The following is a 12,446-nucleotide window of genomic DNA, read 5'->3' as shown; positions in this document are numbered from 1 at the left end:
ACTAACGTTAACAAATTAATGTCGTCTAACATAATGTCTTGCTACTGGACTAATTGACAGACTTACCCTAGGGTGTTGATTTTGTTGATTTTTAGTAAATTTGTACTATATGGCTTTATTTTCGTTGAAAGCGTTACTTAGCAAGAGTTTCAGTTCTAGTCAAGATTCTCAAATTTTGCATGAACAACACTCCAAAAAAGGCACAGAGTCAACACCCCAGACTTACCTCTATTTTAGGCTTACTTTTGTATTTTAGTTGTGTGTGATTACTCTTTCCTAAGCCAAAGTGGTATTGGACACAACCTGACGCTACTATCCTTGAAAACTGTTGCTAGTTCTGTTTGAAATTCACAGTCAAATAATTCCTGACGTATCTGCTTCAAAAATACGAATAGTTTAGCTTTGCGTAAGTGTATATAGTGTATATAGGACTCCTATTTGATTTTTGAAATACAGGTAGAGTGGGCATTGTCCACCAGTAATATCATGTGTGCGGCATAGCCCACCCTACAGTACTGAGATTTTTTCACAAATCAGGTAGGATTGCTATATGCAACTTTTTGCTCTTTAGTTGATAGTTCGGCAGGAGAATTCAGTGACTAACGGACGCATTTCAATCGCACTCCTGATATCGTGTTCTCCTCTCTTTAGCCTTCACACAAGTGAATTTTTTGTTACTATCTTCTACTGAACTGATTCTATAGCCAGATAATTGTTGAAATTTTTGAAAAATAACTTGACCCTATTTTGCACCAAATCTTTCAATCCATCTTTAGTACGGATGGTTGTTGAAACATTCCGGAGGGATTGGTCTACCCCGGTACATCATCAATCTTTCAACCCACCTCTAGCCGGGATACTTGTTAAAACTCCAGCCGCAACCAGGATTCCACCAACAGTGGCACTCCTTTCAACTTACCCCTAGCCGGAATGGTTGTTGAAACCAAAAACGCCAGAAGATACGCATTAGGAGGAGTTAATTCTTTCAACCCACCTCTAGCCGGGATACTTGTTAAAACTCGCACTCTCAGATCTTCTGCCCACTCCAAAGGATCGGCTTTCAACCCACCCCTAGCCGGGATAGTTGTTGAAACGTGCGATCGCATCAGGCGATAACTCGCATCCTCCGCTTTCAACCCACCCCTAGCCGGGATGGTTGTTGAAACTCCCACGCAAGGCGGCGGAAGAAACCGACTTCTTTCAACCCACCCCTAGCCGGGATGGTTGTTGAAACTTTTTGAAGTTGAGGGGATTGCGATCCAAATGAATCTTTCAACCCACCCCTAGCCGGGATGGTTGTTGAAACCCTTGGGCAATTTGTGCAGCTGAGGGCAATTGCCTCTTTCAACCCACCCCTAGCCGGGATGGTTGTTGAAACGTCCCATTTTGCTAAAAAATCTACCAAGCTCATTTCGCTTTCAACCCACCCCTAGCCGGGATGGTTGTTGAAACATGTTACTTATTTTTTGCTCTAGCACAGTTATTAGCCTTTCAACCCACCCCTAGCCGGGATGGTTGTTGAAACACAAATCTCCCCATGCGCTTGACTCGGTGCCATTTGCTTTCAACCCACCCCTAGCCGGGATGGTTGTTGAAACTGGTGCGGGTTGTAAGCGAAAAATTTTCACCGTGGAACTTTCAACCCACCCCTAGCCGGGATGGTTGTTGAAACTCGCTCGCCTCTGCACGTCACGATCTTTACACCCGCACTCTTTCAACCCACCCCTAGCCGGGATGGTTGTTGAAACGCGCTTGATGGCTTTCAAGAGACTCAATTTTTACCTTTCAACCCACCCCTAGCCGGGATGGTTGTTGAAACGCGTAAGTCGTGTTTGACTCTAGATCCATAGGAACAACTTTCAACCCACCCCTAGCCGGGATGGTTGTTGAAACTCTACCCGTCTAAAACCCTTATTATTTAGAGCGTTACACAAGCATATTTGGCAAGGCTGCGTAAAAGTAGCTCTATCTTAAAACCAAAAAACTAAATTAATTAACAACCTAGATTTTGAAATCAAGATATAACAAGGGCTTCCGTGTTTTGGCAGGACCTCAGGGTTTTTGCCCCCGCTTGGCTTTGCCAAAAAAATATTTGGGAGGGTTCCCCCGACGAAGGGGGTGATTCAGTAGCCACCACTGCGGTAATCCGCACCGTTACTAGAACGGCTAGTCTTTTTCAAGACATACTCCTTTTGCTGGGAGCGCACCTATCCTGTCTTGCGACAGCAGCATCAGAACTGACTTTTTACGGTAAGTCTTAACTAACGAAATTACGTTACTTTTTCCACATAACGTGAAAAGTCAGAGCATGAGAAGCGGGCAGCTACCAGGGTCAGAAAGCAAAACGGTTTTCCAACCGTCAAACTAACCCAGATTTTCCACAGTACAGAGACTCTTAAAGAGCATGAACTGCGGCGCTATTAGTACTCTACCATATTAGGTGAGGTTGACCAAATCCCCAACAACTTATAAGAATTTGGGGATTTGGGAGCCTGTCAAACAATGTAGTAAAGTATTGATTCTTTATTAGCTTATGATATTTTCAAGGTACGGTATTTTAATAACTAACCCAGACTAAGTTGGCGTTCGTTATAGGCAAATAAAGCTAAATCTCGTGCTTGTTCTTGGGAGCTACCTTGGATTACTTGCGATCCACGTTCAATTGAAATTCCAGCTTTTGTAGCTTGGCTTTCAAGAATCTGTGATAATCTATTATAACTCCATTGATGAACGCTTATCCGATACTGTTTGGCATATTGTTTTTGACCTTCTTTATATCCTGGAATCTTTTTTTCGGCTTTAGCTTGAACTTCATTATGTATGATTTCCCTCATATAGCGAAGTTTAGGCAAGACAATACTACTAGCTTGATAAGTTTTTGCGATCGCGACAATCGATTTTGCTAGCAATCTGTCTACATACTGCCCTAACTCTGAGTCTCCAAATGAATTTGGTGCGCCTTGTTTCTGAGCTTTGTGACGTTCGTGAGAAAGACGTTGCTTTTGTTGCCGCAGCCGGTTTGCAAGGTTGTAGTTATCTCCGAGTAATTGTTTGAAACTGCGGTAAGTAAGGACTTTCTTGGTTGCAACATCTACGACGGCAACAGTGGCTGGGTTTTCCAAACTGAAGCTTACACCGATCGCAATATGAGATTTACCCCGGTAACTGGGCTTGCTAGGGCGGTTGGGAAAAATATTGTTCAATCTCTCCCTCTCACTGTGCTTGGCTTGTAAACGCTCAAGTTGAGTCTTACTCAGATTAACTTCTTGCTCCCGCTTGCTAATAGTTTTTTCAACCTGAGCGATCTTTTCAGCTCGCACCTGTTCCGTTCCTTCAAGTGTCCATAAGCGTGTATCGATAGTGCAAGAAAGAATTAGGCGATGAACATTCCAAGGATCTCCTTTTTCCGCGCTTTCTTTCCATCTCAGACGAGTGGAACAAAGCGTCAATAACCCAGCAGGGTACTCCTTTTCGCTACCTTTTTTATCACCATTTTTCTTGATTTGAAAGTCTTCTACAAAACGTTGAAACCAATGAAGTTGACGGCGATCGCAATAAACTTGAAATTTATGTTTGGCTGAACCATTAAAGTAAACAAAGATTCGACCTTGCTCGTTGGTAAACCAAGTCATATCTTCACTAGTTTCATAAGCTACAGGAAAAGGAACAGAACTAGCTTCTCTTAAGAGTTGGGCTTGCCAAGCTTTTGCCTCATCCTCATTTTCAGGAACATTTCGGGTGGCTTCTTCTAGCGTTTTCAACCACTTATCTCCGGTTAAATCGCGACCTTTAGGTATCCGACTTTTCAGTTGATTTCTTAAACGTTCAATTTCTATTTCCTTTTTTCGCCGTCGCTTTTTAAATTTCTCTGAATCTTCATCAACTTCACTGACTTCACAGTCATTTTTAAGGAGATAAGCAAGGGCAGCTCGTGTCAGGCTTTCTTCAGCTTGTTCGTAAGCTTTTAATATAATCTCGAAAAGCGTAGGGAGATCTTTTGTCGCTTGGCTTTTTTTAGTCTTCTTCTTTTTTCTCTTAGAGGATGTTTGATTGCTCGGAGCGCACCCCTCAGTAACTTTAGCAAGAATTTCCCCAGCTTTAGCTCGAATAATATCCAAACTACAATTGCTTTCTCGTTCCAGTTCCACATCACTTTTGAGCATCTTTAACCAGCGCTCTTTACCTTCTAGTCTGTCCGCCCGTCGTTTTTGTAACGCAAACCAGGATTTGTAAATGTACTTTACCAGAGCAACTGCCGAAGTACGAAAACGACCGGGCTGATTTGCAAAAGGTTCTCGATCTTCTAGGGACTTGCACAAGTTCTCAACTGTCTTTTCAGGCATCTTGCCTGCTTGTACCCAAGTATCAAAATCTGGATGTTGTCCTAACTGCTCCAACAATTCATTAATGAGTGGCGTATTCTTCTCAGCCATAAGTTCCCAAAAGTAGCGCAGGGTCGCTTCTTCTGCAACTAGGCGGCATTGAATCGTGATTGTGCTCATAAGGGTTATTTAGCACCAATTGAACGGGCACGAAATTTAAATGTCTGAGTAGGAAAATTTTTTGTAGTGACGAAGCAGACTCTACAAACAGATGATTTTAACTATCGCTTTTATTATGAGCGCAAACGCGCAATAGCGCAAGAGCTTTTTAGCGCAACTTAATTTTTGTTCATATACTGTGCAACAATTAAGCCCGAAATAAGGTTTCGTGTTTAAATGGCAGAAGAGACAAGAGAAGTTCGCGGCAGAATACCCAAAAATTTAAAAATTGTCTTTGAAGTGGCTTGTGCTCGTTTGGAAGTCACCCAAACAGCGGCTTTAGAGGAGGCAATTAGAGACTGGTTGAAAAAAAAAGAGTCTGAGACTGGTGAAAAGTATTTGGAAGATTGAGGATGGGTTTTGACATTGCAAGGAGATTCCCCGTCTTGGTTTGGGACGAAGAATTGTCGCGATCGCACCACGGTCTTTTCTTTAAGAGGACGTAGAAAAATAACCCCCAATGGTTTTGGGGGTATAAGTGACTGATGTGTTACAGTCAAAAAAACTACTGCACCAAAATATAACGAATTAAAAGACTCATCACCTCACCGGGGTTGGTCGTTGGTAGCAAAGGACTCCACGCCCCAACTTCGGCATAGCCAAGGACTTGTAAGGCGTGAATTGTGCTGGTGACAGTCTTGGGAGAACCAATGAGCATGTGTTTTATGGGTTCTCGATTTGAAGCTATTTCGGTAGTGACTTGAGATGCCGATTCGGCTGTATTTGGATCGTCGTTACTGGAGACAAAATTTTGGGTCAACATAGTTCACCTGAAGTTATTTGTTTGGGGATCGAGAGAGATGCGGATAGTCCGCATCCCATGTGTTAGTGGGAATTATTTATTTGGCAGCAATAACTACGTCACTGCCGAGCGAGCCAGTCACTTCGTGATAAAGAATCCAGTACTTCGCATCTTCATCGCTTTTGCAGTCAAGGAAAACGTCGTTAGTCTGCGCTGGTCGGGCGACCCACTTACCACTAAAAACAGTCCGGTAAAAAGTGCCCAGCAATTTCATCCCGTGCCACAGCTTATAGAGAGTGCCAAAGTCTTCATCGGGATCTCCTTCTATCTCAACCAACTCCAACAGTTCTTCTATCCGTTCAGAGACTTCAGCCGAAACCCTTTGCTTTATGGAATCCCATTCAACGGTCGTGAGTTCGGTAAATGGTTTATCTAGCAAATCGTTATTAAACAAGGCAGAGGCTTGATGGCAGAAGGCAGAAGGGATATCTTTGCCTGAAACCCGTGGCTCAAGCGAACAAGAATCCAATATCCCAACGACTTTGGCGTTGCTTAATTCAGATAGAGTTGAATCCGCAGCCTTTAAGAACCTTCTGCCATCAAGCCTCTGCCTCCTGCCTTCTTCAACTAACCCCAATCCGGATTGTGCGAGTGCTGCTGCCGCTTCGTAGGGCGTACTGTATTCGGTGCGATCGCAAACGAGGTCAGTCATCCAGCGCCTATTGTTTGTGAAATGAATTAAGCCAATATCCAGTAACCCGTTAAAGACTTGATAGGTGAAAGAAGAAATTTGTTTGAAGGTCAAGTCACCAGATGAAACTGAGGTAAGTTGTGTTTTGATTTTCTTCGCTTCGGTATGGATTTGCAAAAGTTCACCAGCGCCAACAATACCCTCTTTCACCAACCGCCGCAACGCTTCACAAACGGCATCAGCCAATTCTGGGTAAGCGATGGTACGGTAGCTGTTTTTGCAAGCAATCCAACACGGAACATCGCACTGCTTTTGGTAGAAGGTGAAGCCATTGCCAAGTGCAAATTTGTAACCGGGTGCGGGTTCAGTTTGAACTTCAGTGGATGGGACTTCAAGAACGCTTTCAACTGCCTCAACTTCCCTCACTTCGGTTGGTTGTACAGAGGGTTGGGGAAGAGTTTCAGCCACCTCTATTTGCTCGGTTGAAATCGCGTTTACGCAGTCGGAAGTCATTGCCCAGTGGGGCTTGGCAGCCATCTCGAACAACTTGCAGCAACCGCGAACTGCATCGAATTTTGAGCAAGTTGCACAAGTTTTTTCTTCCAGTTGAAGCTCGAGTTTAGCGACTCGTTCTTCCTGAAAGCAGAGGATGGCTGTAGCCCAAGACTGCTTGGCTCTCTTGTCCTCTACAGCGCGAGTGCAACCGAGTTCGGTATAGAGATCTCTTAGTTCGGAAAGGCACTTAACAGAAAGTTGTTGTTCGTTATAAATTGGGTGAGTCATAATTAATTTACTGAGTCCTTATTTGGGATTTAGGATTTCACAAGAGGCGTTGCTTCGTTTTTCCAGGACGGGGGCAGCGCCTTTTGTTTTGTATGTCCATTATCCCTATATTACGATACATAGTCAATACATAACGATACAAAGTTTCAATACCTTGCAATACACGTTTGGCAAAGACTAGATTGGGGATAGCACTTGAGGAAAATGCATGACAAAGACTAAGAGGCAAAGAACTTTTATATCGATTGAGATTGACCCTGAAACGAAAACAGCGTTCAGTGAGAAACTGGAACGAGAAGGAAAAACAGTAACAGCAGTTCTTAAGCAATTCATTGACGATTACTTGAAAGCTGAGACAGAGGAGGTCAAAAAATGGGATTTGGGAGAAGTGATTAAGCGATTGGAGATAGTGGAAAGAAAGGTAGGTATTGAGAATGCTCGACTAGTGGGGGAAACGTCAGCCTGAGAGAAGAAAATTTGGAGCTTAAGCAAGAAATTGAATCTCTCAGGCAAGTTCACGCTCAGTTGTTAAAACTGCTTAACCAAGAAAAACCCGCCAGTGATTCGGCGGGTTAACTGTTTTTAGTGAAAATTCGCTTGTATTGAAAAAGTATTGTAATATCAATACAAGACAAGTTGAGTTTATCAGATGAACGCGATCGCAATCGAACAAATCAACCTCTTGGACTTGCCATCACTCCCACTGGCAAGCAGGGGTAAGTTATCAGACATACCAGTCGTGTACTTTTCCATTTCCAAAGAAGGAAAAATTTTGTACATCAGGCAAGCAATCAATCTAAAACCTTGGCGCGATTCGGTGTTGGCATGCCAAACTCGCACCTACGAACTAAAAAATCTTAGGTAAGAGCAATCGCGCTCTGTATTCCCAGCAAAACCGACGCATTCTAGAGCGTTTAGAGCGCCTAGAAAACAGAGAGCAGTCAATCAAAACCCCCACTGCTATAGTATCTCAAGCTTCAGTGGGGGCTAGTTATTCACTTCAAACTCATACGATCGCGTTAAAAAGCTCAAATCTCCGCTTGCTGTGCATGGGGTTCGATTTTGTTCGTCAATACAAACGACGTAATTCCTCAATTTTAATAAAAGTTTGTCAATTTTGATTTTTGAGATTTTTCTGTATCAAACCGGACAGATCCACAAAAGACAATTCTTAACTATCTCTCTCTTAAATAATTTCCAGTCAAGAATTTTTTAAAAAAAGAGAACCAACAACCAAAATTTATTCACTCGTGGGAGTAGATATGAAAGTTGTCTTTTGTGGGTCACATCATTTAATCAAGCAATCATGATGTTATTACCACAAGAGATTCAGGACATTCGGATCGAGGTAGGAAACGCAATTTTTGCCCTTTCAACCCCCAAACTTTTGCAGCTAGCAGGGATGTTAAATTTCTATGCCTACTGCATTGTTAGACATTATGCAGCGGCTGACAAAGTAGACGGTAAGTTAGTTATAGACGCTGCCAAATTTGAGAATTTAGTAGCACTCTCAGCCGCCGGAGAGCTAACGATTACGGGCGCGGTATTGTATTTGTCAGACTACCTCCAAACGCACTGGCAAGGAGCTTATTTCAGCCCTCGTTCCATCCGCCGATGTCGGGAATTTATGCGCGATACCTTGCGGTTGTTTAATTTTGTGCCACAGATAGAAGGGACTACGACTCAACCCCCAGAACTGAGAGCGATTGACTTTCCAAGGATGCTGCTCGCCTATGAAGCGGTTGAGAGCGAACTGTGCAACAGGATGTATTTGCCCGACGGTCGCGAGCCTCACTCTAGAGAGGAGTTAGAACAGTGTTTGCCCAAGCATTTGGGATTGAATATGGTGCTGTTGTTTAACCATGCATTTAAGGGTGTTGCAGCATTCAGGAGAAAAGACTTTGAACAAGTTTCAAGCGTGCTGCAGCCAACTTGCCTGGAAACAACTTGGAACCGTTACAAAGGACTGTGGAAACCACAGCCCTACGACGTTAAGTTTTTTGGACGCATCGGGTGGAACAGGCGATCGCGCTCTTATGAAAGGTGCTTTGATGAGGACGTTTGGTTGCTGGTACGCAGCCGTTTTGCTCCGTGGGATGCGATTGCTCTTGAGATGGAGCATTTGTGCAAGCAACACACGAGACCTTGATTGCGGTAGGCTTGTGGGAAGTTGAGGCTAAGAGCGATCTTTCTGAGAGTCGGTAAACTGCCAATCGTGACCGATGTTGCGATGAGAGATCGTCACACTCCTAGGTTGCTCAGTCCAAGCTTGACCGTTTGAGAGCCACCATTGTTTGTAAGCTTTTTGATTTTTGGGATCGGGAAGTTGGTTTTGAAGTGGTCGTAGCGAGCGCTCCAATTCACGATTATTTCCATGGTAATATGCTCCATATTGATGACGCCACTTCACGAGAAATTAATACTTTGAGCCACTTATTCTACCTTTTGGCTCCTTCGTGGAATACTCAACTGGCACTTAGTTTGTTTCTCAAAAACTCTGCATACTCATGCAAAAAAACTGCATAATTTTTTCTGACTGCTATTGTTATTGAACTACCCACACCTAACTGTTGCTCACAAATTTTCAATGCTTTACTGTGCAACAGTTCTGCTTCAGTGTAACGTCCAGTGGATTTGTATAGTCCTGCCAGGTTGTTGAAACTTTGAGCGACAAGAGGATGCTCCTCTCCCAGCAAGCGTTGCAACAGTTCCAAAGCTTTGATGTAGAGTGGTTCGGCTTCCGTGTACCTTCCTTGAGATGAGTAGAGAGAAGCCAGGTTATTGAAACTGATGGAGACATCTAGATGCTCCTCTCCCAGCAAGCGTTGCCTGAGTTCCAAAGCTTTCGTGAAGAGTGATTCGGCTTCTGTGTACTTTCCTTGGAAATTGTAGAGATAAGCCAGGTTGTTGAAACTTTGGGCGACATCGGGATGCTTCTCTCCCAGCAGGCGTTGCCTTAGTTCCAAAGCTTTCGTGAAGAGTGATTCGGCTTCTGTGTACTTTCCAAGGTCTGAGTAGAGTAAAGCCAGGTCGTTGGAACTTTTGGCGACAAGAGGATGCTCCTCTCCCAGCAAGCGTTGCAACAGTTCCAAAGCTTTGATGTAGAGTGGTTCAGCTTCTGTGTACTTTCCAAGGTCTGAGTAGAGTAAAGCCAGGTTGTTGAAACTTTGGGCGACAAAAGGATGCTCCTCTCCCAGCAGGCGTTGCCTTAGTTCCAAAGCTTTGATGTAGAGTCGTTCGGCTTCTGCGTACCTTCCTTGGGTTGCGTAGAGATTAGCTAGGTTGTTGAAACTGGTGGCGACAAGAGGATGCTCCTCTCCCAGCAGGCGTTGCCTTAGTTCCAAAGCTTTGATGTAGAGCGGTTCGGCTTCTGTGTACCTTCCTTGGGATTCGTAGATAGAAGCCAAGTTGTTGAAACTTTGGGCGACATCGGAATGCTCCTCTCCCAGCAGGCGTTGCCTTAGTTCCAAAGCTTTGACGTAGAGTGGTTCGGCTTCTGTGTACCTTCCTTGGGATTCGTAGATAGAAGCCAGGTTGTTGAAACCGCTGGCGACATCGGGATGCTCCTCTCCCAACAGGCGTTGCCATAGTTTCAAAGCTTTGATGTAGAGTGGTTCAGCTTCTGCGTACCTTCCTTGGTCTGAGTAAAGATGAGCTAGGTTGTTGAAACTGGTAGCGACATCCGAATGCTCCTCTCCCAAACGGGATTGGACTACTGATACAAATTGCTCTAACCATGGTTGAGCCAGCACATATAAACCCTGTCCTTCATAAAATCTACCCAATCCATTAAAAACTGAAATTAAATTTTCATCACTGACTATATCACTCAGATTTTGTGCTACCTCTGCTAAATGTGGGATAGCATCTTTCACCGACTTAATGAACTCCTTAGTTGGATAATCGGGAATTTCTTGAGCGATCGCCACCATTGCCTCTACAAAACCCCGTTTTAAATCATCAGCTTGTTGTGATGCTGCTAGCTTCAGTTTCAGGAACTCGCGAATTAAGGAATGAAGTCTAATTTTATACTCACCAGATGTATCCTCTACTGATTGAATCAAATGAAGTGTATACAGTTGCTCGTTTGCTGTTTCGATATCAGTCGAACTCCAATTGAGCAATTCACCTGTAGACTCCACCCATTCCCAGGCAATGATATTTGGTGCATACAAGCTTAATAATGCAGCTAAAAGCTGTGTTGGAAGTGAAAGTTCCTGCCAGCTTAATTCAAAAGCGGCTAACACACTACGCTGTGCTGTACTCAAAGTTCGTTGCAACTCCTGATTTATGGCAGTATTAGTGAGCGACTGCTGTTTCAACTGTTGCAACATTTTTGCTAAAGTCCAGTTAGGCGGTTTTTTCGCCACATACCTTCCTACCAATTCCAAACCCAAGGGCAAGTATCCCAACCATTCACACAGTTGTTGTGCTACATCAATTGCCTTTTCTACCCGCTTATTTCCAAAGATTGCTATCAATAATTGCAACGCCTCTTGTGGAGACAGCATATCCAAGGAAATCTCGTCAATATTCGGGTCTAAATTTCGCACCCGTGTTGTCATTAATATACGGAAACGGTTACTTTTTGGTAGTAGATGCCGATAATTACCCACAGAAGTAACATCATCTAATATGATTAATGCGATTCCCTCTGGTGGTTGCCAATGCTGCCAGCACCATTCTACTTGTTCAGTCAGACTCAGCACCTTTCCACGAAAATCCTGCTGTGGGACTTCCAATTTCATATGTAGCTGTGCGAACTGCACAATACTCGCTGCTACATCTGATTCTCTAGCTGATAACCAGCAAATACCACCAGCATAGTCGGCTTCATGCTGTTTTATATATTGAACCGCCAGTTCAGTTTTACCAACTCCGCCCATACCAGCAACAGATGAAATAGCTACAGCACCCGTTCTTTGAAACTTTTCATGCAAGATAGTCAGTTCATGTGCTCGCCCTACAAAGTTGGCTGTTCCTGAAAACTGAAGATTATTTGGGGGATTTAACTTTACCCGTTCCCATTCAGGCGACTCCACTCAAATATTGAAAGTACTGCCGCTTTGGTCAATGGTTTGGTTTTGAGCCGCATTAATAGCTTTTTCGATGTTTTGAATAAAACTTGAAGGATATGATTTTTGAGACTTGGACACAGCTTCTTTTATCTGCCTTAGAATTTCAGCCAGGTTTGATGGTGGATTAATTTCTGCTGCTGTTGCTAATTCCCGTGCAGCTTCAGCCACTTCAGGATTAGCCTTAGCCGCAGATTCTACTTCCAGTAGCGCTTTGCCGTAATCGAGTGGTTGAGAGGGTGCTTTCTCTATCGCAACTACAGTATTGGGAGAGTGTTTCTTCAGGGTAACTAAGAACTTACCAGCTTTGTCCAATAAGATTTCTGTTCCCTTTTCTGTTGTTTTTTCTAAAACTTTAGTGGCAACTATAGTACCAACAGCGATCGCCCCAGCAGTTAGTGGTTCCATGTGCTACCTCATAAAAATGGCATCTTATTTACTTTACTTACTACCACATGATTTTAGTTCTCAATTCCGTAATTGAGGTAAAAACTTATAGCTTAAGTTTCGACTGATAAGTAATGCAGCATTACACGAAAGGGCATTTAGGTGGAATACATGGCGAAGAGTCTTAATTTCTCGTGGAGTGGCTTCACCAACTAGGAGTATTTTAC

10 protein-coding genes and 1 CRISPR repeat array are annotated in these 12,446 nt (G+C 43.6%); of the genes, 4 read left to right on the top strand and 6 right to left on the bottom strand.

Translation table 11 applies throughout. The annotated features are described in order from the left end of the window. Nucleotides 1-758: 758 nt before the first annotated feature. A CRISPR array of direct repeats spans nt 759-1,893; the repeat unit is 37 nt; unit sequence CTTTCAACCCACCCCTAGCCGGGATGGTTGTTGAAAC. A 671-nt stretch (nt 1,894-2,564) separates the two neighbouring features. Next, nucleotides 2,565-4,502 carry a type V CRISPR-associated protein Cas12k gene (gene cas12k / locus WA1_RS24095; RefSeq protein WP_017739979.1) on the bottom strand — a complete coding sequence of 646 codons (1,938 nt, stop codon included), beginning with the start codon at nt 4,500-4,502 and terminating at the stop codon, nt 2,565-2,567. Nucleotides 4,503-4,718: 216 nt separating this feature from the next. Between cas12k and WA1_RS58195 the strand changes: the two genes are divergently transcribed. Beyond that, entirely contained in the window at nt 4,719-4,892 is a 174-nt protein-coding gene (locus WA1_RS58195) for a hypothetical protein (protein WP_017739980.1), read from the top strand. Nucleotides 4,893-5,046: 154 nt separating this feature from the next. On the opposite strand, the gene WA1_RS24090 is transcribed toward WA1_RS58195, so the two are convergent. Next, nucleotides 5,047-5,304 carry a hypothetical protein gene (locus WA1_RS24090; protein WP_017739981.1) on the bottom strand — a complete coding sequence of 86 codons (258 nt, stop codon included), beginning with the start codon at nt 5,302-5,304 and terminating at the stop codon, nt 5,047-5,049. Nucleotides 5,305-5,380: 76 nt separating this feature from the next. Continuing rightward, on the bottom strand, nt 5,381-6,757 hold the full coding sequence (locus WA1_RS24085; RefSeq protein WP_017739982.1) for a hypothetical protein: 1,377 nt from the start codon (nt 6,755-6,757) through the stop codon (nt 5,381-5,383). Between the two features lie 208 nt (nt 6,758-6,965). On the opposite strand from WA1_RS24085, the gene WA1_RS24080 reads away from it, so the two are divergent. The 3 genes from WA1_RS24080 to WA1_RS24070 all read left to right on the top strand — a co-directional run bounded on the left by WA1_RS24080 (nt 6,966) and on the right by WA1_RS24070 (nt 8,906). Beyond that, complete coding sequence (locus WA1_RS24080) at nt 6,966-7,223, top strand: hypothetical protein (protein ID WP_017739983.1); 258 nt, start codon at nt 6,966-6,968, stop codon at nt 7,221-7,223. A gap of 183 nt (nt 7,224-7,406) precedes the next feature. Continuing rightward, a complete protein-coding gene (locus WA1_RS24075; RefSeq protein WP_017739984.1) occupies nt 7,407-7,622 on the top strand; it encodes a hypothetical protein in 216 nt (71 codons plus the stop codon). A gap of 441 nt (nt 7,623-8,063) precedes the next feature. Next, the gene (locus WA1_RS24070; protein ID WP_148662754.1) at nt 8,064-8,906 is read left to right on the top strand and encodes a hypothetical protein; all 843 of its coding nucleotides are present in this window, start codon (nt 8,064-8,066) and stop codon (nt 8,904-8,906) included. Between the two features lie 27 nt (nt 8,907-8,933). Here the strand turns inward: WA1_RS24070 and WA1_RS24065 are convergent, their stop codons facing one another. The 3 genes from WA1_RS24065 to WA1_RS24055 are packed head-to-tail and all read right to left on the bottom strand — an operon-like array spanning nt 8,934 to nt 12,240. Then, nucleotides 8,934-9,167 (bottom strand): NACHT C-terminal helical domain 2-containing protein, encoded by a 234-nt coding sequence (locus tag WA1_RS24065; RefSeq protein WP_017739986.1) that lies wholly within the window; start codon nt 9,165-9,167, stop codon nt 8,934-8,936. Between the two features lie 55 nt (nt 9,168-9,222). Beyond that, complete coding sequence (locus WA1_RS24060) at nt 9,223-11,799, bottom strand: tetratricopeptide repeat protein (RefSeq protein ID WP_017739987.1); 2,577 nt, start codon at nt 11,797-11,799, stop codon at nt 9,223-9,225. After that, nucleotides 11,800-12,240 (bottom strand): hypothetical protein, encoded by a 441-nt coding sequence (locus WA1_RS24055; RefSeq protein ID WP_017739988.1) that lies wholly within the window; start codon nt 12,238-12,240, stop codon nt 11,800-11,802. Nucleotides 12,241-12,446 lie beyond the last annotated feature (206 nt).

This window comes from Scytonema hofmannii PCC 7110 (assembly GCF_000346485.2).
Lineage (GTDB): Bacteria > Cyanobacteriota > Cyanobacteriia > Cyanobacteriales > Nostocaceae > Scytonema > Scytonema hofmannii.
The sequence above is the reverse complement of the archived record's forward strand: the minus strand, read 5'-3'. Positions and strand labels throughout refer to the sequence as shown.